We start from the raw sequence: 23155 nt of genomic DNA on the forward strand, positions 1-23155 counted from the left end.
GCATCGATCCGACGCGGGAACTTTGCCGGCCGGTCGGGCATCTAACCCGCCGTGGAAGCACTGATCGCGGGAGATCCGGAGCACATCGGGGAGTACTGGCTCGCGGGCCGGCTCGGCTCCGGAGGCCAAGGTGTGGTGTACGACGCCTACGATCGTGACGGGCGCAGGGTCGCGCTCAAAGTGCTCCACTCGGCCAGCGACGAGGGCCGCGACCGGTTCGCCAAGGAGGCGACCGCCGCCGGCCGGGTGGCCTCGTTCTGCACGGCCAGGGTGCTGGCCGCCGACATGTCGGGCAGCAAGCCGTACATCGTCAGCGAGTATGTGCCGGGGCCGAGCCTGCGCCAGGCGGTCGGCCAGGGGCGCAAGTTCACCGGGGACGACCTGCACAGGCTGGCCACCGCGATCGCCACCGCATTGACCACGGTGCACGACGCGGGCGTGATACACCGAGACCTCAAGCCGGACAACGTGCTGCTCAGCCCCGACGGTCCACGGGTGATCGACTTCGGCATCGCGCGGACCTTGGACATGTCGCTGACCAAGACCGGTGAGGTGTCCGGTACGCCCACCTACATGGCGCCTGAGGTGTTCACCGGGCAGCGGGCGGGCGCGCCCGCCGACGTTTTCGCCTGGGGTGCGATCATGGTGTTCGCCGCCACGGGCGAGGACCCGTTCAGAGCGGACAACTTGGGCGGGGTCATGCACCGGGTACTGTCGGCGCGGCCCGACCTGAGTGAGCTGCCGCCGCGACTGACCTCGCTGGTGGCCGCCGCGCTGGAGAAGGACCCTTCGGCCCGGCCCTCGGCACGCGACCTGCTCCTCGCGCTGGTCAGCGGCGGCGACTCGGACATGCGCGGGCTGCTGACCGCGGGCAGCCGTGCGGCCAGTGGCGTGCACGTGCCCGGCACCGCCGATCCGGCGCTCGGCACGATCGCCGAGGACGCCTACGGCGCGCTCGCGCCTGAGGTGCGGGAACTGGCCGCCGAGGTCTTCCTCCGTATGGTGTCCGTCACCGACGACGGGCACGAGAGCGTCCGCTGGGTGCTGAAGGACGAACTGTTCGCCGGCCGCTCGGAGCCGGAGGTCCAGGCCATCGAGCGGATTCTGCGGGCCTTCTCCTACCTGGTGACGCAGAAGGACGAGGCGGTCGCGCTGGCGCATCCCGCTCTGCTGCGTGCCTGGCCACGGCTGCGGATGTGGGTGGACGGTGACCGTGACGGCCTTGCCGTACTGGGTCAGATCAGTTACGCGGCGCGCCAGTGGGCCGAGAACGGGCGCAAGGACGGCGATCTGCTGCGGGGCAGCAGCCTGGACCACGCGCTGACCTGGGCGGCCACCGGGCGCAGGCACGTCACGCTGACCCCGAGGGAGCGTGATTTCCTTGCCGCGGGCACGGAGCTGACCAGGAAGAACATCCGCCGCAGGCGGCTGACCACGGTGGCGCTGGGCGTACTGCTGGCGGTGGCGGTGGCCGCGGGAAGTGTCGCGGTGGTGCAGGGCAGGCAGGTCGCCGAGCAGAGTCGCGTGGTGGCCCGGCAGCGCGACCAGGCCATAGGACGGCAGGTCGCGGCCGAGGCCGACAAGCTGCGTACCACCGACCCGGCCAAGGCGATGCTGCTCAGCGTGGCCGGCTGGCGGCTGGCCTCGGGCCCCGACACCAGGCAGAGTCTGATGACCTCGCTGACGATGCCGGAGAGCATGGCCTTCCGCGACCCGGGCGCCAAAGGGGTCTCCGCGGCCGCGGCGGCGGCCGACGGGCGCACGCGGGTCATCGCCGACGAGGACGGGGTACGGGTCTACGACGTCCCTTCGCGACGGCAGACGACCTCTTGGAAGTGGCCGAGCGGATTCGCCGCGCTGCCGTCGGTGGCCGCCCTCAGCCCGAGCGGCAGGACACTGGTGATCGTCAGCCGGGACACGGCGTACTCCTGGGACACCATGACGGGCAAGAAGCTGCACGAGCACCGCGTGGCAGCGGGGTCCCCCGGCGTGGACGTGGTCTTCGACGCGCATGAGAGCCTGGTCGCGGTGATGCGCGAGACCACGATGGTGTTCCTGTGGGACACCCGGACGGGCAGGTCCTACGCTCCGCGGCTGGAGGCCGACTCCGGCCCGGCCATCGCGCCCTCTGGCGCCTACATCGCGGGGATCGGCATCAACCAGGGCGGGCTGAAATTGATCCGCCTGCCTGACCTCACCGTGGACACCCGGATGCCGAAGAAGTGCGGCACCGCCGCGACGTTCACGGCGGACAGCCGGCGACTGCTGTGCGCCAACGGCGACATCGTGGCCTGGGATCTGCGCACAGCCAGGAAACTGCCCGACGAGGATCGGCCGTTCTGGCAGGAGTCGGCCTCGGACGACTTCTTGGCCACGTCTCTGCGGATCAGCCGGGACGGCAGGAGGCTGCTGGGTGTCGAGGGCAGGACGATCCACCTGTGGGACGCCGAGAAAGGCGATGATCTCTACACCTACGTGGCGGAGGGCGAGCCGGACGAGGCCTGGCCGGACCCTGACGGCAAGACCATCCGATACCTGCTCGAAAACTCGATCATCACCCTCGGCATCGGCTCCCGCGTCTCTCGCGGCAGGCTGCCGAGCGGGTACGAGGTCGGCGGGTTCAGCCAGGACGGCCGATTGATCGCCGCCGAGAAGGACGACGCACCCACACGCGTCTGGGACACGCGCCGCCTGGGCGTGCCGTTGGCCGGCAGCGAGGGCACCACCGGTTCGCTGTTCGATCCGGCGGGCAAGAGGCTGGCCGCCACCGGCGAGGGCTCGGGGGTCTCCGTCTGGGACGTGGCCACGGGCAGGCGGCTCTGGCACTATCCCATTCCCAAGGAGCGGTCCGTCAATTCGACGGCGTTCACTCCCGATGGCGGCAAGCTGGTGCTCTCGCTCGTGGAGATGAGCCAGCGGGACGCCGGAAACGAGCTGATCGTCCTGGCCGCCGACAGCGGCCGCGTGCTCACCCGGCACAAGCTCGACACCGGCACGGGGCTCGTCGCCTCGACCCGCGACGGCACGGCCATGGTGACCACCACCGGCAGGGTGCTCGACCTGGACACCGGCAAGCTCGTCGGCACCGGGTTCAACCGGGCGGGCTACAGCATCGCGGTCAGCCCCACGGCGCCGCTCCTGGCCCTCGGCACAGGCACGATCGAGCTGTGGGACAGCGCGAAGGGCGTCGAACTGTCGCCCGCCATGCGCGTGGCGAGCCATGCCGAGGTCGAATCCGTGCTCTTCAGCCATGACGGCACCCTGCTGGCAGCGATCAGCAGGTCCATCGGTGAGACCTTCGATGACGTGTACACCGCCCAGATCTGGGACGTCGCCTCACGGCAGCGGCTCGGCTCGTTCACCATCGACATCTTCGACCGGCTGGCGTTCAGCGCCGACGACGGCATGCTGTATGTCTCGGGCAACCAATCGGGGACCATCGCCCAGATACCGGTCGCTGGGGACCGCGTCGCCGAGCTCGTGTGCGGGCGGGCGGGTCGCACGCTGAGCCCCCAAGAGTGGGACCAGTATCTGACAGGTGCCCCCTATCGCGACATCTGCCCGCAGCTGACGTCCAAGGGTCCACCCTATTGATCATTTCTGGCTTTTCACCACGGCTTCCATAGCCTGCGGCTTACGCGCGTCCGCGTTCGTACGCAGGGTGATCGGCTTGAGCAGCAGCGCGGCGACCACACCGACGACGGCGACGGCGGCCGAGATGAGGAAGACGTGTCCGGTGGCGTCGCCGTAGGCGGTGGCCGGTGGCACGCCGTCGGCCGTGCCGGCGCCGACCTGACGGGCCAGGACCGCGCCGAGCACGGCGACACCGACCGTGCCGCCGAGGGAGCGGAAGAACACGACAGTAGCGCTGGCGGCGCCGATGTCGGTCAGCGCGACGGCGTTCTGCACGACGAGGACGAAGTTCTGCAGGGTCAGGCCGACGCCGGCGCCGACGAGCACCATCGCGAACCCGATGAGCGGCATCGGCGTGTGCTGGTCGAGCAGGCCGAGGATCACGAATCCGGCGGTCAGAGCGATGGTTCCGGTGATGAGGAACGGCTTGAGCTTTCCGGTACGGGTGACCAGCCGGCCGCCGACGATCGAGGAGATCAGGATGCCGGCCATCATCGGGATGGTGAGCAGGCCGGCCTCGGTGGGGGTGTGGCCGCGGCTGATCTGGAAGTACTGGGTGAGGAAGACGGTCGCGCCGTACATGGCGGTGCCGGCGGCGAGGCTGCCGAGGATCGCGAGGGCGGTGGCGCGTTGCCGGATGGCACGCAGCGGCACGATGGGCTCGGAGACCCGGGATTCGACCCAGAGCGCGACGCCGAGCAGCAGTATCGAGCCACCGACCATGGCGGCGGTCTGCCAGGAGGCCCAGGCGAAGGCGTCGTCGACGAAGGAGACCCAGATCAGCAGGAGGCTGACGCCAGCGGTGATGAGCGTGGCGCCCCAGTAGTCGATCTTCACGTTGTCGCGGCGGTAGATCGGCAGTCGCAGGGTCAGCTGCAGGATGATCAGCGCGACGATCGCGACGGGGATGCCGACGAAGAAGCACCAGCGCCAGCCCAGCCACGAGGTGTCGACGATGAAGCCGCCCAGCAGCGGGCCGCCGATGGTGGAGATCGAGGTGACACTGGACAGGTATCCGGCGTAGCGGCCACGTTCCCGGGGCGACACCAGCGCGCCGATCGCGATGTTGACCAGGGTCTGCACCGCGCCGACGCCGACGCCTTGCAGGGCGCGGGCGGCGATCAGTTGCCCAGCGTTCTGGGAGAGGCCGGCGGCGATCGAGCCGGCGATGAAGATCAGGACGGCGATCTGGATCAGTGTCCGCTTGGAGAACAGGTCGGCGAGCTTACCGAAGATCGGGGTGGCGACGGTGGCGGCCAGCAGGGTGGCGGTCACCACCCAGGTGTACTGGGTGGGGGAACCACGCAGCACACAGAGCATGCGCGGCAGCGCGGTGGAGACCACGGTGCTGGCCAGTGTCGAGACGAACAGGGCGAGGAGCAGTCCGCTGAGCGCTTCGAGGATCTGCCGGTGGGTCCTGTCGGGGCTGGAGCTCATGGTGCGCTCTCTTCGGGGTTCACGCATTCGGGGTTCACGCGCAGAACGCTGCCGTCGCCGTTCGCGGCGATGATCAGGGAGCCGTCCGCCGCGGCCGCGATTCCGGCGAACGGTCGCGGTATTCCGGGCAGGCCGGGCGGGATGAACAGGTCGGGTTCGGGGCGGGTCGGGCCGGCCGCGGACGCGACCGGAAGAGAGTCGGCTTCGATCTCGACGTCGCCGGTGGCGAGGTCGATGGCGAGCAGCCGGCGGTGGGTGGTCTCGACGACGTACACGGTGCCGTCGTTGACGGTGATGCCTTGCGGGGTGCCGAGCCCGTCGGCGAGCAGCCGGGGTACGCCGTCCTCGACGTGGTACACCGCGGCGAGCCGCTCGTCGCTGATGTAGCAGCGCTCGTCGGCGTCGACGGCCACGTCGACCGGGCGGCCGAGGCCCTCGACCAGCACACTGACCTGGTCGTCGTGGTCGATCGCGACGACGCGACCGGTGCCGGATTCGGCGACCACCAGGGTGCCGTCGGTGCGCACGGCGATGCCCAGCGGACGGTTCAGGCCGCTGGCCCTGGTGCGCACCGTGCCGGAGCGCCGGTCGTAAGTGCGGACGTGCCCGTACTGGGAGGTGGTGTGCAGCAGGTCACCGTCGGCGGCCACGCCGTGCACGAAGTTCAGCAGCTGGGTGGTGGTGACGTCTTCGCCAGATTGGTCGGCTTCGCCCTGTTGGTCTGCTTCGCCCTGTTGGTCGGTGGGCTGGGTGAGGCGGTAGTGGTCGGCCACGTGGATGCCGCCACCGAGATCGATGGTCACCCCGAAGGGGCCCCCGAGTCCCCGGGGCACGATCTGGCGGGTACGTCCGTCGGCCATGAGCTCGGCGACGCCGCCGTGGGCGTAGCTGGAGACGAACATCCGGTTGTCGGCGTCGAAGGCGGCGTTGTCCAGGGCGTTGAGTTCGCTGACGATGGCGGACCGGTCACCTGTGCCGGCCAGGTCGACGCGCGTGACGATCCCGCTCGCGCCGCGGGAGAGGACCAGCAGGGCGCCACCGCGATCGAAGCGCACGGCGACCGGATCCGGGACATCCGCGGCCACCAGTTCCGGCTCGCCGCCGTCGAGCGGGATGCGGAACACCTCACCGGTGAGCATGTGGGGGTAGTAGAGCCGCCCGTCCGGGCCGAGTTGCATGGCGTTGCCCATGGCCAGGCCGGCCGTGAGCACCGTGGGTTCCTCGCCTGCCGGGGACAGCTCCAGCAGGCGTCCGCCCGGGATCATCTCGTTGGCGAACACCCGGGTGCCGACGCAGGCGATGCCGTTGGGTGCGGTGATCTCATCGGTGACCAGCACGAAGTCTCCGGCCGGGTCACGTCGCCACACCCGGCCCGGGACCAGGTCGGTCACGTACATCGCGCCGTCGGTGTCGAAGGCGAGGTCATCGGGGGCCTGCAGTGGCCCGTCCGATGGCACGACCACCTCGACGTCGCCGGTGGCCAGGTCGACGGCGCTGATCTGCCCGGCGAGGAACTGGGCCACGTACAGGCGTCCGTCGGATCCGAAGGCCATGCCGTTGGATCCCCACAGCGGGCGCGCCCGGATCAGCTGCTCGACTTTCCGGCGGTTCATCGGTTGCCCGCCAGTACCTCGTCCATGCCGCCCTCGGCGCGCCAGCGGCGCAGCAGGTCGTGGAAGGCGACGGGGCCTGGCCCGTACGTCTGGCTGACCGGGCGTGGTTTGCCTTCGTTGTTGTAGTAGCCCGGCGTGCATTCGGCCTGGAACGCCCTGTTGTCCGGTGCCAGCTCCCGGATGGTGGTGACCCATGCGTCCTCGGCGTCACTGGTCGGCTCGACCGACGCGATGCCACGTCGGCGGGCCTCGGCGACCACGGCGCCGATGTGGGTGGCCTGTTCCTGCAGGATGTGCACGAAGTTGACCGCGGAGGAGTTCTGCAGGGAGCCCAGGTGGAACAGGTTCGGGAAGCCGTGGCTGTAGAAGCCGTGCAGCGTGCGAGGGCCCTGCCGCCGCCAGGTGTCGAGCAAGGCCGCGCCGCCCCGGCCGTACACCGGCAGGGAGCCGGAGACGATGCCGGAGAGGCCGACCTCGAAGCCGGTGGCGAAGATGACGCAGTCGACCTCGTACTCCTGCTCGCCGACCACGACCGCCGACTCCGTCATCCCGGTGATGCCACCGTGGTCGGCGGTGTCGACCAGAGTGACATTGGGGCGGTTGAACGTCTGCAGGTAGTGGTCGCTGAAGGTGGGCCGCTTGCACATGTAGCGGTACCAGGGCTTGAGCAGTTCCGCGGTGGCCGGGTCGCCGACGATCTCATCGACGCGGGCGCGGATCTGGTTCATCTTCTGGAAGTCGGCGATCTCGTCGAGGTATTCGCGCCGCTCGGGTGACAGGTCGGTGTCGACGGTGCCGGCCATCAGGTGACGTTGCAGCCGTGCGGTGCTGGTCCAGCCGTCATCGATCAGGTCCCGTTCGGCGAGCCCGCCGGTGACGACGGTGAGGAAGTTCCTCATCCGCTCCTGCTGCCAGCCGGGTTTGAGCGAAGCGGCCCAGGCCGGGTCGGTGGGGCGGTTGTCGCGCACGTCGACCGACGAGGGGGTGCGCTGGAAGACGTACAGGTGCTGCGAGTCGCGCCCCAGGTGCGGGATGACCTGGATCCCGGTGGCGCCGGTGCCCACCACGGCGACGCGCTTGTCGGCGAGCTCGTGCAGGCCGCCGTTCTGGCCGCCGCCGGTGTAGCCGTAATCCCAGCGACTGGTGTGGAAGGTGTGCCCGCGAAACGTCTCGATGCCGGGGATGCCGGGCAGTTTCGGCTGGACCAGGGTGCCGGCGGACATCACGACATAGCGGGCCCTGAAGTCGTCGCCACGGTCGGTGCGCACCTGCCATTCGGCCGCGGCGTCGTCCCAGCGCAGCTCGGTGACGCGGGTGTGGAACAGCGTGTCGCGGTACAGGTCGTAGAGTTCGGCGAGCGCGACGGCGTGCCGGCGGATCTCCTCGCCGGGTGCGTATCGCATGGTGGGCAGGTAGCCGGCCTCTTCGAGCAGCGGCAGGTAGATCGATGATTCGATGTCGCAGTGGATGCCCGGGTAGCGGTTCCAGTACCAAGTGCCGCCGAAGTCGCCGGCCTCGTCGAGCATCCGGATGTCGTCCACGCCGGCCTCACGGAGCTTGGCCCCGGTGAGCAGCCCGCCGAAGCCGCCACCCACCACCAGCGCCTCGACTCGGTCGCGGACCGGTTCCCGCTCGGCGCGTTCGGTGTACGGGTCGGCGGCGTAGTAGCCGAACTTGCCGCGGGCGCCCTGATACTGGGCGTTGCCGTCGGGCCGCAGCCGACGATCGCGTTCGTGGCGGTACCTGGCGCGCAGCACCTCCGGGTCGAAGCCCAGTTCCGCGACTGTGAAACGCGCAGGCGGCGAAGAGTGGTCCATGCATGCCCTTCCGATGCGGGAGCCGCTGAGTCATTGCCGCGCCTGAGGAGATGGCACGGGACATCGTCCGGCGCGAAGCCGATCGGACGAGGCGGCAGACACGTTTGCAGCGGCGAATGATCGCCCCGTCGGAGAGAAGCTAACCGAATGCGGAAAATTAAGTCAAACGACTGCTTTAAAGTTTGACCGCGGTGCGAGGTACAGCCCTTCGATGGCATCGATCAGCTCGGCGGCCGTGGCCGACCATGCCGCCCTGGCCGCGTCCACGTCGGGCGGCAGCGTGCGCTCGCGATGGGCGCAGATGTGCACGAGCAGCGTGCGTGCCATGTCGTCGCGTCGGCGGCGCAGCTCGGGGGAAAGCGCCGGAAGACGGCTGTGCAGGCCGCCGACGACCGTGTAGAAGTTGGGCGCGTCTTGCAGTCCCGCGGCCGCCAGCTCGCGTAGCTGCGGTTCGGTCATGATCTGAGCGGCGAGCCTGGCATACCAGGTCGGGGTTTCCAGGCTGCTCAGATGCTCGGTGAACGGCAGCACGACGCAGGCGACCCAGTCGCGCAGATCCGTACTGTCACTCCTGGTCCGCAGCAATCGTTCGCGGATCCGCTCCATCAGCGTGGTGTGGTGCTCGACGATCGCGCGCAGCAGGTCGGCCTTGGTGCCGAAGTGGTAGCCGACCGCGGCGTTGTTGCTCTGACCCGCGGCCTCGCTGATCTGGCGGTTGGAGACCGCGAATACCCCGTGCTCGGCGAACAGACGTTCGGCGGCCAGCAGGATCCGGCTCCGGGTCTGACCCGCCTTCGGTGTGGTTTTGCCGATGGCGGTGTCCGTGCATGCCTTCGGTGTGGTTTTGCCGATGGCGGTGTCCGTGCATGCCGCCGGCGCGGCGCAGATGGCCGCTGTACCGGCGGCGGCCAGCGCGAACATCTGGTCGAGGATCTCGAACAGCCGCGCCGGGCCGCCCTCGGAGTCCCACGCCATGACGCTTTCCCGGACGCAGGCGAGCGCCATGCCGCTCATCGTCCTGGCACTCAGGCCGGTGATGCCGCGGCTGCCGAGCCAGTCGAGGATGGGCTCCTCAAGATGAGCGTTGGCCCCCGGGAGGAAGCGGTTCAGCTCGGGCTGGCCGGCCAGGATGCGCCGCCGCGCGGACACCGTCCGGAACTCCGCGGTTAGGAATGCCTTGAGAGCCCTGGTCAGGGCGACCCACGTGTCGGTGCCGACCTCCCGTACGAACAGATCCGCGAGTTGGGCCGCTTCGCCGGGGGCCGGGTCGAACAGGGCGCCCGCCTTGGTGTCGAAGTGGTTGAAGAAGGTGCGCCGGGACACACCGGCGGCCGCCGCGATGTCGTCGATCGACACGGCGGCGAATCCGCGCTGCTCGGCCAACGTCAGGGCGGCCTGACGCAGCCGTCGCCGGCGTTCGGCCTTGTCCGCGCCGCCTGTGGTCCGGGCGCCCGGGGACGTGGGGGTCACTCCAAGACAGTAGGACCTCGGCGCGTACGACGCATCTGCACTAAGTGCAAGCAGCTCTCCGGGGTTTGGTCCGCTCTGTGGTCCGGCGCGCGCCGGAGTCCATGAAGGCGTGCGGCGGAATTCCCGCCGAGGCCCTGGACAAGCCGGCAGGCCGCGCGTGGACGGCTCGCCCGCGCCACCCGACCGTCAACGGGTGAAGATCGCCTGCTCCATGTCCACGCGGCTAGGCTCTGGCCAATGAACGAGGCACGCAGGGCGACCGCGGCGGACGCCGCGGAGCTGGTCCGCTTGCGCGGAGTGTTGATGACCCAGCTGGCAGGGCACCGGTCGGCCGACGGCAGCTGGAAGGAGACCGCGGAGGCGATGCTCCGCGAGCGACTGGCCGAGCCGGATCCCACGCTGGTCGCCTTCGTCGTGGACCGACCGGCCCTGGTGGACCGGGCGCGGCTGCCGGACGGAGCGGGCCTGGCGGACCGGGCGGGTTTGTCGGAAAGGCCGGGGCCGCCGGAAGGGGCGGGGCTGCCGGAAGGGGCGGGGCTGCCAAACATCGCGGGCCGTCCGGACGGGGCGGGCCTGCTGGCCGCGTGTGCTGTCGGCACCGTGGAGTACCGGCTCCCGGGGCCGGGCAACCCCAGCGGCGAGATCGGATACGTCTTCAACGTCGTGACCGACCCCGCCCACCGGCGACGCGGCTACTCGCGCAGCTGCATGGCCGCGCTGCTCGACTGGTATCGCGACCGTGACATCCGGACGATCGACCTGCGCGCCTCCTCCGAGGGCGAACCGCTCTACCGCTCCCTGGGCTTCACCCTTTCGCGCGACCCCGCCATGCGGCTCCGCCTGCGGCCGCCGCAGCAGTCCCCTTCTTGAGAAGGAGGCCGCAGGTCTCGACCAGCCAACGGAAGGCCAGGTCTGGGTCGGGGACACCGAGTTTTCCGTACTGTCCGACGATCGGCTGACCGACCTGCGCCGGGACCGGATCGGGTTCGTCTTCCAGGCGTTCAACCTGCTGCCTACCCTGACCGCGCTGGAGAACATCCTCCTGCGGGCCAGCCCGCCGCGCCGCCCGTACCGACCTATTGACGGCCATCGCCGTCGGCTGATCAACCCATATCAGCAAGCGGCCTGAAAACCCATGGATGGCGTTGACGACAGGCGCAATGCCAGTCAAGAACGTCCGGTAAGTGTCCGGTCCGCGCCCTGGCCCGATGGTCTGTAGCGATGAAAAAGTAAAGAACATCCCGGCGATCATGGCAAGAATTGCGAGCGCTTCGGCGCCCCTCGAAAAAATCAGCAATGACCGAAAATCGCGAAACTGGAGCACCCATGAATTTCTCGGCACACCAGTTCACAGCCACCCGCACCCGCAGGCTCAGCTTGGCCGCGCTCGCCTTACTGGTGACCTGCGGCGCCACAGCCGCGCCGGCGTCGGCATCCGCTGCCAAGCCGGCCCCAACGCGCTACTGCTCTGTTCTACTGGACCCGATCAAGCAGGGAGAGAAGTTCTCCCGGGTGGTCCGCGAGGCATGCGCGGACACCGAGCAGGCGGCGGCCAAGGCCGCGGGCACCACCGCCAGCACGTTGCTCCTGCAACTGGCCACCGACATCAACATGGGAGGCACCGTGAAGAACTGGAGCGGAACGGCCGGCCCCTGCGACACCGCGGGTTACGGCATCCGCAATCTCGGTGATTTCAACGACACGATGTCCTCGTGGCGACAGGGCCATTCCCGCTGCAACTACGTCAACGTGTGGACCGACGAGGCATATCAGGGCAAGCACACGTACTGGCACAACTGGACCCAGGTGAACTACGTCGGCGCCGACTTCAACGACCAGATCACCTCGATCCACGTCCACTACGAGCCGTAAAGTGCCCCCGGAGCGACCGTCAGTCCGCGCTGGGGGACAAAGCCCTTACCGGGAACGGCGTGATGGGTTGCCCGCTTTGCGGATTGACGAATGCATTGCGGCCGGTGCAATTGGGAAGTTCCCAGACGCGAACAACAGAAGAAGTCGCGTTCCACACCGAGTAAAAGGCCTGACTCACGCCGCCGGTCCCCCAGCAGTATCCCGATGTAGGCGGATACCAGGAAACTCTGCTGCCCGCATAGTTCTGCTCCGTCCATGCGCACACCAATCCTTGGGCACACGGCGGAGTGGCAAGGGCGCCGGCCGCGGACGATGTTGATTGCGAGGCAGCGGCAGCGCTGGGCGAGGCGGCTCCGAGGAGGGCGGTAAATGCCGCGATTGCGATGGCGGTACGTCGTAAGTTCTGCATATCTGTAGATTTTCAGCCCGCCGGAGAGCTCTTTCCAGGGCATCGCGAGGGCGTTTGCCGGACATTAATTTTCGGCTGGGCGTTCGAGGCCAGTGCGCCACCCGGCGGCGTACTGTGCCGGATGGCGTCAGAATGAGAGCGAGGCCGCTGCGCCGCCGACGATCAGCACCCGGATCACGCGACGCCTCCTTCGAGAGCGGGGATGCGGGTGATCCGCGGCGTCCCCATCGCGGGCGGGGATGCACGCGGTCAAGGTGAACCCGCCGTCGGGCGCCCAGCTCGCGCTCAGTTCGCCCCCGAGGAGTTCGACCCGCTCGCGCAGGCCCACCTGCTGCCGGGTGACGGCGCGACGGGGCGGTGGCGCGTTGGTCACGGTCACGAGGAGTTCGGCAGGCGTGTAGCCCAGCCGCACTCCGCCGAGGCCCGGTCCGTGTGCTTGTGGATATCGGCCAGTGTTTCCTGTACGACCCGGTAGGCGGCACGTTCCACCACCGCCGGAAACGGGCGCCGCTCCCCTTCGATGCGCCGTACGATCGGCAAGCCCGCGGTCCGCGACTGGTCGAGCAGCGTCTCCTTTCGTCTACCCCGAACCCGCCTTGAGGATGATCTCTGGCCTACCGGGTTCTACCGGACGGCAGCGCCGCCCAGATTCCCCGAGCTGCGGCCAGAGACCATCTGCGGGACCGCGGACAGTGGGTCAGGCGAGGGTCGAGAGCGCCTCGTTGAAGGTCTCCGACGGGCGCATGACCGCGGCGGCCTTCGCCGGATCCGGCTGGTAGTAGCCGCCGATGTCGGCCGGCTTGCCCTGGACGGAGATCAGCTCGTCGGCGATCTTCTGCTCGTTGGCGGCGAGCGTCTCGGCGAGCGGGGCGAACGCCTTGGCGAGGTCGGCGTCGGCGGTCTGGCCGGCCAGCTCCTGTGCCCAGTACAGGGACAGGTAGAAGTGGCTGCCACGGTTGTCGGTACCGCCGACGCGACGGGTCGGGGACTTGTCCTCGTTGAGGAAGGTCGCCGTGGCGCGGTCGAGGGCGTCGGCGAGGACCTGGGCACGCTGGTTACCGGTCGTCTTCGCGTACTGCTCGAAGGCCGGCACCAGCGCGAAGAACTCGCCGAGCGAGTCCCAGCGCAGGTAGTTCTCCTTGACCAGCTGCTGGACGTGCTTCGGGGCGGAGCCCCCGGCGCCCGTCTCGAACAGGCCGCCGCCCGCCATCAGCGGGACGCTCGACAGCATCTTGGCGCTGGTGCCCAGCTCCAGAATCGGGAACAAGTCCGTCAGGTAGTCGCGCAGGACGTTGCCGGTGACGGAGATGGTGTTCTCGCCGCGGCGGATGCGCTCCACGGACAGCTTGGTCGCCTCGACCGGGGACAGGATGCGGATGTCCAGGCCTTCGGTGTCGTGCTCCGTCAGATACCGCTTGACCTTCTCGATGAGCACGGCGTCGTGGGCGCGGTCCTCGTCCAGCCAGAACACGGCCGGGTCGCCGGTGGCGCGGGCGCGAGTGACGGCGAGCTGCACCCAATCCTTGATCGGGGCGTCCTTGGTCTGGCAGGCGCGGAAGACGTCCCCGGCGGAGACCGTCTGCTCGATCACGACGTTGCCGGCCTGGTCGACGAGACGGACGGTACCCGTGGTGGGAATCTCGAAGGTCTTGTCGTGGCTGCCGTACTCCTCGGCCTTCTGTGCCATCAGGCCGACATTCGGGACAGAGCCCATCGTGGCCGGGTCATAGGCGCCGTTGGCGCGGCAGTCGTCGAGCACGGCCTGGTAGATGCCGGAGTAGCTGGAGTCCGGGAGGACCGCGAGCGTGTCGTGCTCCTGGCCGTCCGGGCCCCACATGTGGCCGGAGGTGCGGATCATGGCCGGCATGGAGGCGTCGACGATGACATCGGACGGCACGTGCAGGTTGGTGATGCCCTTGTCGGAGTCGACCATGGCCAGTTTCGGGCCCTCGGCGAGCTCGGCGTCGAAGGATGCCTTGATCTCGGCGCCCTCGGGCAGGTTCTCCAGGCCCTTGTAGATGCCGCCCAGACCGTCGTTCGGGGTCAGACCGGCCGCGGCGAACGTCCCGCCGTACTTCGCGAACGTCTTCGGGAAGAAGGCGCGCACCACGTGACCGAAGATGATCGGGTCGGAGACCTTCATCATCGTGGTCTTCAGGTGCACGGAGAACAGGACGCCCTCCTCCTTGGCACGGGCGACCTGCGCGGTGAGGAACTCGCGCAGGGCGGCGACGCGCATCACCGAGGCGTCGACCACCTCGCCCTCGAGGACCGGCACGGACTCGCGCAGCACGATGGTGGAGCCGTCGTCCCCCTTCAGCTCGATGCGCAGCGAACCGGCCTCGGAGATCACCGCGGACTTCTCGGTAGAGCGGAAGTCGTCCACGCCCATGGTCGCCACGTTGGTCTTGGACTCGGCGGTCCAGGCGCCCATCCGGTGGGGGTGGGTCTTGGCGTAGTTCTTGACCGAGGCGAGAGCACGGCGGTCGGAGTTGCCCTCGCGCAGCACGGGGTTCACCGCGGAGCCCTTGACCTTGTCGTAACGGGCGCGGATCTCCCGCTCCTCGTCGGTCTTCGGCTCGTCCGGGTAGTCCGGCAGCGCGTAGCCCTTGGCCTGCAGCTCGGCGACGGCCGCCTTCAACTGCGGGACGGAGGCGGAGATGTTGGGCAGCTTGACGATGTTGGCCAAGGGGGTCTTGGCCAGCTCGCCCAGCTCCGCGAGGTCGTCGTTGATCCGCTGATCTTCGTTGAGGTATTCGGGGAAGACCGCGAGGATGCGCCCGGCCAGCGAGATGTCACGGGACTCCACAGCGACACCCGCCTGCGAGGCGTACGCCCGGACCACTGGCAGGAAGGAATACGTCGCCAGGGCAGGGGCCTCGTCAGTGTGCGTGTAAATGATGGTCGGATCAGTCACCGGATTGCTCTACTCCCACATTTGCGAACATTTCATCAACTACATATCTATCGGGCGTAGGCAGGGGGCTGATCACTGCCTACGGGCACAGGCCGCACCCGCAGCTCAGCGCCTGGTGGGTCCTTCCAGCGCGGACTTGGTTGCTCCGTATGTCGACATTCCCGGCATGGCGATCTTGGTGGCAAGCGAGCTGATGATGCTGCCTTTACCCTCGGCGAGCTTGGTGGGGGCCCGAGCCGCCGCGGGGAAGTACGGCGCACGCACGTTGACGGCGAACGCCTCTTCGTAGGAGGACCGGTAACCGGTCCCCCTCGTGCCCATGGTCAGGGCGGCGGCGTTGCCCTCAGCGATGCCTGCCGCCCCTACCCTAGCGTCCTGGCCTGGTGCCGCTGGCGGGGGGCCGCCTGGAACCGGACACGACCCTCACCCTGCGCTGAGACGCCGCCGCCGCGCAAGAGCCGATCAGATCGACGAACCCGAGGTTGTGCTCCACCCGTCGGCGCGGCGTAGCAGATCGGTGACTCATGATCGAAAATGTGACGCACCCGATCACCTGGGGTGATCCGCCTGCCAGGAGGAGTGGATCATGGCCCGTTCCGTGGCGACGAGGTGGGTGGCCGCGGCCAGCCACGCCCAGGCGTACCGGTCGGGGCCGGAGTCCGCCAACCGGCCGAACACGTCGCGCGACCTGCGGTCGGCCTCCGCGGTCAGCTTGGTCACCAGGTCGGCGGCGGAACGGAACCCGGCCCGGTGCAGCGAGGCGTGGGAGTCACCGTTACGCGCCGATTCGGCCACCGCGCGTCGCCCGCCGGAGACGCCCAGCTCGACCAGCCGTCGAACCCGCCAGAGCGGTGCGCTCGCCACCGGGTCCACCTCTGTCCCGGCGCCCGGCTGCCCCGGCAGGCACGCGTCCTGCCGTGGGAGGTGGGAGCCCTGCAGGCGGTCGTACCCGAGATCGGCCCGGTCGTGCCATTCGGCCGGGAGGCGGAGCGTCGCCTCGGCGCCCGGCACCGGGCCCACCGCGAGCGGGCGCAGGGTGGCCGCCCGGTCGGGATCCACCCTGCCCACCACCCGCACCAGCAGACCGGGGCGGGACGCGAGCCGCTGGAGATTGGCGACATGGGCCAGGTCGGGGTGGCTGGTGGCCGGGACGAGCCGGATCAGCGGGCCATGCGCGCGCACCGGGCTCGGGGGATCGGCCGATGGTACGCCGTCGGGTATCACTCCGGAGGCGCCCAGGTGGTCGCTTTCGGGTCCCACTCCGGGGGCGCCCAGGTGGTCGCTCGCCGGTAGTAGTTCGCGGGCGAGTACGTGGTCGCCCGCCGCACCGACGATCACCAGGTCGCATCCGACTGGTTCGCGAGCCTTATCCTCCGTGTCCGACTCGCTCCAGGCGTGCCCGGAGAGCCGGGGGCCGACAGCCTCCGCCAGCGGGCGGGCGAACAGGGCCGCCATCGGCCCCTCCGTCCACGGCAACCCCTTCACCGGGGTAGCCCGCACGCCACCGCCCGCCCCCAGACGCCCGTCCGGGGAGATCGTGGCTCCGGTGATCAGCAGTCCCGCCCGTACCAGCTGGGCGTGGTTCAGCATGGCGGGGCCGATCGAGACGGGCGCGGTGGCGGCCCCGCGGGCGCGGGCCGAACCGCCCGGTTTGACGTCCGCCACCGAGAACCATCGGCCATCCTCCGTGACGAGGTGGGTGACCACCCCGCCATAGCCGGTGGCACTGATCACCGGCTCCCGGAAGACGCCGTACACCCGCAGGCTCCCGCCCGGCTGATAGCTTCGGCGCACGCTGCCGACCAGCGCGGGGTCGGGATCGGCCCCCGCCAGCCGGCCCGCGATGAGCAGGAGCTCGCGCAGCGCGGACACCAGGTCGGCGAGGCGGTGGCTCTCGTGTCGGGCCCGGGCCGCCCGCAGCCCGCGTACGACCCGCAGAGCGGCGGCCTCGGCCTTGGGCAACCCGGCCAGCCTGGCCGAGTGCGCGGCCCTGAGCAGCTCAGCCTGCGGCACCGCACCGGCCGCGGGCACCCCGGCCGCAAGGATGGCCGCGGCGGCGGTCCACAGACTTGACGCGGCCGCCACCTGCGCGGAACCCGGCGCGGTAACCGGCACTTGCGCGGCGCCTGGTCCCGCGGTTCCCTGCGCAACACCTGGTCCCAAAGTGCCCTGAGCGGGGTTCCTCTCTGCGGCTTGAGCGGCATCCGTCCCCGATGCCTGAGCCGCGTTCGGGCCTGCGGCCCGAGTGGTGTTCGAGCCTGCGGCCCGAGCGGCGTTCGGACCTGCGGCCTGAGTGGTGTTCGGGCCTGGGGCCTGGGTAGCGCCTGGCGCTGTGGTGCTTGCCTGCGCGGCACTTTGTCCGGCAATAGCCGCGTGCGCGGGCTCTGTGACCGAGTCCGTGGGTGTCCCAACGGGCGCGGACCCCGCGACCATGTCGGTGCCGAGCGGGTCGGCACCTGCGAGGGATCCGTCGGAGGGATCCGCCTCCGTTACCTCCGGGTCCGCCACCGGGCAGGCACTCAGTACGGCCGCGCGGTGCAGACACCGTGGCGCCAGGAGGCAGCTGCACCGCGCCTGGCCGTCGTCTGCGATCGCACCGGACGGTCCCGGCGAGAGCGTGACCACGGCGTCCTCGCCACAGCTGATCCGGATGCCCTCGGCATCGGCGACGACGGGCACGGCGGCGTACTGCTCGACCGCCGCGTCCAGCTTCTTGCGCAGCCGGGACGTGAGGCTCTCGACCGCGGCGGCGACCACCTGCGGCGCCACCGGCGGTAGCGAAGTGGGGGCATTCATCGGTTCTCTCCCCTAAGGCGGTCGCCCACCCATCGGGCGAGGGCGAGCGGGCTGAGAGCGGCGACGGGCATGCCGGCCGCCACGAGCTGCTGGGCGACGGGAATCGAGTAACGGGGTACGCCACTGTCGTCCAAGGCCGCGCACCCCAGCAGGTGGACACCGGACCCGGCCAGCGCCCGCACCTCACCGAGCAGGCCCCCGATCGGGTAGCCCTCCTCGAAGTCGCTGACGACCACGACGAGCGTGCGGCTCGGCACCGTGACCAGCGACCGGGCCTGGGCGAGTCCCGCGGCGATGTGCGTACCCCCGCCGACCCGCACTTCGAGCAGCAGGGACAGCGGATCGGCCACCCGGTCCGTCAGGTCGATCACCTGTGTGGAGAACGACAGGAAGTGGGTGGACAGCGTGGGCACGCCCGCCAGGACCGCGGCCGTGAGAGCGGACCACACCACCGACGCCTCCATCGACCCGGACACGTCGACCACGAGGATCAGCCGCCAGTCGGCCTCCTGCCGGGAACGGGTGCTGAACACCGGCCGTTCCGGGACGACCACGAGCCGGCCGTCGTCGAGGCGGCGCGTGTGCGACAGATTGGCTCGCAGGGTGCGCGGCAGGTCGAGCCGCCCACCCGGACGGCGGGTCGGGCGCGGGGTCGCCAGCCCGGTCATGGCGGGCCGCATCCGCGTCGCGAGCTCCTTGGTGAGTTCTTCCACCAGGCGGCGTACGAGCGGCCGCAGCTTGGCAACCTGTTGCTCCGGCAGGCCGCCCGCCAGCGAGAGTACGGAGGTCAGCAGTTCGACGGACGGCCGTACCGAGGCGGGGTCGAGCTCGCTGAGCACGTCGATGCGCCCGGCATCGGCTGCCTTGGCCAGTACCTCCTCCCGTACCTCGGTACCGAAGAGGGCTTCCAGCTCCTCGCCCCACTCACGGGCGGTGGGGAACGGGTGCTCCCTGCCGCCGGAGTCTCCGCCCGGCCCGAAGTCGTTGGCGCCTTCCCCGCGCCCCGCGCCGTACAGCTCGTCCAGGGCTCGCGCGTACGCGCGCGCGTCGGCCGGCAGCCGCTCGGACTCCCGCCCGAGCAGCAACCGCCATCGGTCAGCCGGCAGCAGCCTCCGCTCAGCCCGCCCATCCTCGTCGACCGGGAGCGGGGGTTCGGAGAGAGCCGCGCCGCCCAGCGACGACGAAGACTCGGGAAGGAGCGCATCCACCTCGCCCCCCAGCGACGACTGCGGCTCGGAAAAGACCGCGTCCGCCTTCTCACGGCGAGCTGCCTCCGCCTCCTCACGGCGAGCTGCCTCGGCCTCCCGCCCAGCCGGTACGGTCCGCACGTCCGTCTTGTCGGATGCCGCGCCCGCCACGGCGGGCATGGGGAGCCGGAGTGCGTTCAGGGCGGCCAGGCCGGCGGAGTCGGCGGCGGTCCAGAGGGCGAGGAGTGCGGGCGGCGCGTCCAGTGCCAGGTCGAGCCGGTCGCCCAGCCGCTCCGACACCGCCCCCAGCAACCGCGTACGGCCGGCTGGGCTGAGTGTGTCGAACCCCCCGCGCAACGCCGGCAACCGGTCGAGGAACTGGTTGTCCGACAAGCCGTCCACGCGGTCCATGAGCGGGTCGAGCGCCGCCGGCGCCGACTGGAGCAGTGGCCCCGCCGCCGTGAGTACGCCGGTCAGCAGGCGGCTCAGGCGCAGGCGCCCGTCCGGGCCGGTGGCGGTGTCGACCCAGCCGGCGGCCCGGTCGCCGAGCGCGTCGGCGCTGTCAAGGTCGAGCAGCACCCGGGCGGCCAGGGCCGCGCCCTGCATGAGCGGGGACGCGGTACGCGCCAGCACCGCCAAGGCGTCGTCCATCCGCAGCCCGAGGCGCTCTTCGCCGACCCGGGAGGCGAGGGCGACCAGGGCGACCGCGTCCTCCGGCTGGTCGCTGCCCGCCAGACCGGGCAGGGCGCGGACCGCGGCCTCCAGCAGGGTGCCGACCAGTTCGGTGGCGTGCTCCCGGTCTTCCGGCGTGGTACCGGGGAGGTGCTGCCGGCGCAGCGCCTCCAGCAGGTCGAGGGCATCGAGCAGTTCGGTGAGCGTGGCGGTGGCGGGCAGCGCGACGGCCGCATCGGCCAGGCGGTCCGCGACCAGGTCGGGCAGGTCACAGCCGGCCGCGGCACGGAGCCCGTCGAGGATCAGGGCGCAGGTGGGTCCCCCTTCCGCGGATTCGCGGCGGAACGTCTCCCGCAGCGTGCCGGCCGCCGCCTGGGCGAGGGTCACGCCGCGTACGCCCGCCAGGTCGAGCAGGGCTGGTACCGCCGGGGTCCAGGCCATCCGCCATCTGGTGGTGAGCGCGGTGGAATCGCCCGTACCCACCACCTCGATCGGCTCGCCGTAGCCGACGCCGCAGACCAGCAGGCGCCGCAGGAGAACTTCCCGGCGCGCGTCCAGGTCGGAGCGGAGCGGGTCGAGGCGTAGCTCACGGCGTTCGGGATCGTCCGGGCACGGGAGCCTGAGCGCGGCGAGATCCGCCTCGACGGCCGGGCCGAGCCCCGAACGTGGTGTGCCAGGCGCGGTCCGGCCGCGTTCGGTGCCGACGAACACGGTGTCGAGCGCCTTGGCCAGAGCCCGTCCCCTGCCCATGGGCTCGCCCTGGCCGAGCACGGTCGTCACGGCCTCCAGCAACTCGCCCCGGCCTGGGGCGGGCAGGCCGCGCAGCCGGGCCAGGTCGCAGGCGAGCCGCAGCGTCTCGACGGCCTCCCCCGTGCCCGCGGTGTGCCCGGCGGCGCGCAGCTCCCGGCACAGGTCGGTGATGGCGCGGGCGGCGCCGTCCCTGACCCGCTCGGGATCGCCGCCCGCCACGAGCACCGCCTGCTGCCAGCGCGGGTCACGGATCCCCGCCGGGTAGCCGGACCGCGAGTCGAGCAGATCGAAGGCGTACGGCACCAGCGAGGTGACCGACGACGAGCCGTCGCCCGCGGACGAGCCGGTGACACTGTCCGTGTCGGACCAGGTCAGCGCAGGTGCGTGGAAGGCGCCGACCACGGCGACGACTCGCCGCCCGCCGATCGCAGCGCCCGCGATGACGCGGCGCATGTGCGCCTCGCGGGCCAGGTCCATGGCCGGTACGCCGCCTGCCGCCGCCGCGTCCCGGCGCAAGGCCCAGCCGACGCCGAGGGCGGCGCGGCGGACGGCTTCGGGTTCGCAGCCGGGGGCGAGGACCTCCACGGCCCGGTCCCACATGTCGTCCCCATCGCGGCCGGTCCCTGCTGCGGCCAGCGCCTCCGCGAAGGACATCCCTCGTGAGCCCACGCCACCCGCCGACGCCCCCGGCTGTGTTCCGGGATCCTCCGCCGCATCCGCTATGCCGGACTGATCCGCCGTATCCGACGACGTGCTGGGCTCCTTGGCCGTACCCACCGGCGTCTCCTGCGGCGTGCCGGAGCCCTCGGGCAGGCCCGGCAGTGGGGCCTGGTCGGTGGCGTGCCAGCCGGGGTCGGACAGCGGGAGGTCGCAGCAGAGCACCTCGGCGCCGCGCTTCCAAGCCCACCGAATGGCCGCCAACTCCGGCGAGAAGTCGGCGAACGGGTAGAAACCCAAGCCCCCGTCGCCACGTGCCCCCGCGAGGGCGACCGGTGCGACGGTTCCGGGGTCGGCCAGGTGCGTCAGCCACGGCTGGAAGTCCGCGGGCAGTTCGACGCAGACCACTTCGGCGTCGGCGGCGTCCAGCAGCGCGGGCATGACCACTGCCAGCGCCGGGCTGTGGTGTCGCACCCCCAGCAGGAAGGGCCGGGAGGAGGCAGCCAGCGCGTCGACCACCCGCCTGGGATCATCGCCCCAATCGTCGTCGGTCCGCTGAACGGACCGCGCGGTCTGTACGGATCGTGCGGAGTGGGTGGTCTGGGCGGACCGGACGGCCCTCGCAGGCTCGCCCCGCTGCACAGCACGCATGGACCGGCCGGAATCGGCGGTCTGGACGGACCGAACGGGCTCCACGGACTGGCCCGGCTGGACGGCGCCCGCGGACTTGGCGGGCGGATCGATGTCCTGGGTGGTCAACGGAGGTTCTCCCGCAGGTCCCAGAGGCGGCGCCACATCGCGGAGCCGTCCTCGGCCCGCCGTCGCACCGGCCCGTCCCAATAACCGAGAAGCCGCCCGTGATCAGCGGGATCGTCCTTGCGTACGACGCCCAGCAGGTGCCCCGGCACCAGGTCTAGGACGTCCCCTCTGGGGAGGTACGCCGCCGCGACCCCCAGCGAGGCCGCGACCTGCACGGCCTCGGCGGTGGACATGACGGTGCCGGGGCGCTCCACGTCCCAGCCCTCGGCCGAGCGCCCGGAGCGCAGGTCGCGGAAGACGGTGACCAGCGCGTCGAGCACCGCGTCGTCCACGCCGAAGGCGGCGCCCGCGCGCTGGACCACGGCGGTGGCCTGGCGGCGGACCAGGGTGGTCTCCGCCTCGGCGTCGGAGATGGGGTCGACGGTCTCGAAGTTGAACCGGCGCTTCAGGGCGGCCGACATCTCCGAGACGCCGCGGTCGCGCAGGTTGGCCGTGGCGATCACGGTGAACCCGGGCGAGGCCGCCACCTGGGCGTCCTCGGTGCCGGCGAGTTCGGGTACGCTGACCCGCCGGTCGGAAAGGATCGACACCAGGGCGTCCTGTACCTCGGGCAGGCAGCGGGTGATCTCCTCCACCCGGGCGACGCGGCCGGAGCGCATGGCCGTGAGCACCGGGGAGTCGACCAGCGCGGCGGGGCTGGGGCCTTGGGCGAGGAGGAGGGCGTAGTTCCAGCCGTAGCGGAAGGCGTCCTCGGTGGTGCCCGCGGTGCCCTGCACGGTGAGCGCGCTGGTGCCGCAGACGGCGGCGGCCAGTAGCTCCGACAGCATCGACTTGGCGGTGCCGGGCTCGCCGACCAGCAGCAGGCCGCGTTCGCCGGCGAGGGTCACCACGCAGCGTTCGACGAGGGCGCGTTCGCCGACGAACTTGGTGGCCACCTTCATGCGGGACGTGGGCCCTTGCAGGGTCTCCTCGCCGCTGCCGCAGATGAAGGTCACCACCGCGCGCGGGGTCAGCGCCCAGCCGGGCGGGCGGGGGCCGTCGTCGTAGGAGGCGAGGAAGGCGAGCTCGTCGGCGTATCGCTCTTCGGCCGAGAGCACCTGCCGGGCCGGAGCCCGGTCTTCGGTCAAAGTCATGAGGTGAAGTCCTTAAGAGAGTCGGGGAGGGTG

General features: G+C 70.7%; 15 protein-coding genes. 3 read left to right on the forward strand and 12 right to left on the reverse strand.

What is annotated here, in order from left to right:
• The first annotated feature begins 51 nt into the window (after positions 1–51).
• Positions 52–3594, forward strand: coding sequence for a protein kinase (locus ACIBO2_RS34410; RefSeq protein ID WP_397302305.1), 3543 nt, complete (start codon positions 52–54; stop codon positions 3592–3594).
• Here ACIBO2_RS34410 and ACIBO2_RS34415 read toward each other — a convergent pair whose 3' ends face one another.
• The 4 genes from ACIBO2_RS34415 to ACIBO2_RS34430 all read right to left on the reverse strand — a co-directional run bounded on the left by ACIBO2_RS34415 (position 3595) and on the right by ACIBO2_RS34430 (position 9970).
• Positions 3595–5070: an MDR family MFS transporter gene (locus tag ACIBO2_RS34415; protein ID WP_397302308.1), complete on the reverse strand. Its 1476-nt coding sequence runs from the start codon at positions 5068–5070 to the stop codon at positions 3595–3597. It abuts the gene before it with no gap.
• Positions 5067–6683, reverse strand: a complete 1617-nt coding sequence (locus ACIBO2_RS34420; RefSeq protein WP_397302311.1) for a hypothetical protein — start codon at positions 6681–6683, stop codon at positions 5067–5069. The genes ACIBO2_RS34415 and ACIBO2_RS34420 overlap by 4 nt, the downstream gene beginning before the upstream one ends.
• Complete coding sequence (locus ACIBO2_RS34425) at positions 6680–8500, reverse strand: flavin-containing monooxygenase (protein ID WP_397302314.1); 1821 nt, start codon at positions 8498–8500, stop codon at positions 6680–6682. The genes ACIBO2_RS34420 and ACIBO2_RS34425 overlap by 4 nt, the downstream gene beginning before the upstream one ends.
• A gap of 162 nt (positions 8501–8662) precedes the next feature.
• Positions 8663–9970: a TetR family transcriptional regulator gene (locus tag ACIBO2_RS34430; protein WP_397302317.1), complete on the reverse strand. Its 1308-nt coding sequence runs from the start codon at positions 9968–9970 to the stop codon at positions 8663–8665.
• A gap of 237 nt (positions 9971–10207) precedes the next feature.
• Here ACIBO2_RS34430 and ACIBO2_RS34435 point away from each other — a divergent pair, with 237 nt between their 5' ends.
• Positions 10208–10840: a GNAT family N-acetyltransferase gene (locus tag ACIBO2_RS34435; protein WP_358551886.1), complete on the forward strand. Its 633-nt coding sequence runs from the start codon at positions 10208–10210 to the stop codon at positions 10838–10840.
• Here the strand turns inward: ACIBO2_RS34435 and ACIBO2_RS34440 are convergent.
• On the reverse strand, positions 10776–11294 hold the full coding sequence (locus ACIBO2_RS34440; RefSeq protein WP_397302320.1) for a hypothetical protein: 519 nt from the start codon (positions 11292–11294) through the stop codon (positions 10776–10778). The genes ACIBO2_RS34435 and ACIBO2_RS34440 overlap by 65 nt on opposite strands.
• Positions 11295–11296: 2 nt before the next feature.
• On the opposite strand from ACIBO2_RS34440, the gene ACIBO2_RS34445 reads away from it, so the two are divergent.
• Positions 11297–11842 (forward strand): hypothetical protein, encoded by a 546-nt coding sequence (locus tag ACIBO2_RS34445; RefSeq protein ID WP_358551888.1) that lies wholly within the window; start codon positions 11297–11299, stop codon positions 11840–11842.
• Positions 11843–11861: 19 nt separating this feature from the next.
• Here the strand turns inward: ACIBO2_RS34445 and ACIBO2_RS34450 are convergent, their stop codons facing one another.
• The 7 genes from ACIBO2_RS34450 to ACIBO2_RS34480 form a co-directional block, all read right to left on the reverse strand.
• Positions 11862–12251 carry a peptidase inhibitor family I36 protein gene (locus tag ACIBO2_RS34450; protein ID WP_397302323.1) on the reverse strand — a complete coding sequence of 130 codons (390 nt, stop codon included), beginning with the start codon at positions 12249–12251 and terminating at the stop codon, positions 11862–11864.
• A 127-nt stretch (positions 12252–12378) separates the two neighbouring features.
• Positions 12379–12663: a hypothetical protein gene (locus ACIBO2_RS34455; RefSeq protein WP_397302324.1), complete on the reverse strand. Its 285-nt coding sequence runs from the start codon at positions 12661–12663 to the stop codon at positions 12379–12381.
• A 285-nt stretch (positions 12664–12948) separates the two neighbouring features.
• Positions 12949–15168, reverse strand: coding sequence for an NADP-dependent isocitrate dehydrogenase (locus ACIBO2_RS34460; RefSeq protein ID WP_358551894.1), 2220 nt, complete (start codon positions 15166–15168; stop codon positions 12949–12951).
• A gap of 105 nt (positions 15169–15273) precedes the next feature.
• Positions 15274–15489, reverse strand: a complete 216-nt coding sequence (locus ACIBO2_RS34465; protein WP_358551896.1) for an SDR family NAD(P)-dependent oxidoreductase — start codon at positions 15487–15489, stop codon at positions 15274–15276.
• 228 nt (positions 15490–15717) lie between these two features.
• On the reverse strand, positions 15718–17964 hold the full coding sequence (locus ACIBO2_RS34470; RefSeq protein WP_397302328.1) for an SWIM zinc finger family protein: 2247 nt from the start codon (positions 17962–17964) through the stop codon (positions 15718–15720).
• The gene (locus ACIBO2_RS34475) at positions 17961–21989 is read right to left on the reverse strand and encodes a DUF5682 family protein (RefSeq protein ID WP_397302331.1); all 4029 of its coding nucleotides are present in this window, start codon (positions 21987–21989) and stop codon (positions 17961–17963) included. The genes ACIBO2_RS34470 and ACIBO2_RS34475 overlap by 4 nt, the downstream gene beginning before the upstream one ends.
• A complete protein-coding gene (locus ACIBO2_RS34480; protein ID WP_358551900.1) occupies positions 21986–23122 on the reverse strand; it encodes an AAA family ATPase in 1137 nt (378 codons plus the stop codon). Before ACIBO2_RS34480 ends, ACIBO2_RS34475 begins: the two co-directional genes overlap by 4 nt.
• Between the last annotated feature and the right edge of the window lie 33 nt (positions 23123–23155).

Origin of the sequence: Nonomuraea sp. NPDC050022 (assembly GCF_044460705.1) — a bacterium.
GTDB lineage: Bacteria > Actinomycetota > Actinomycetes > Streptosporangiales > Streptosporangiaceae > Nonomuraea.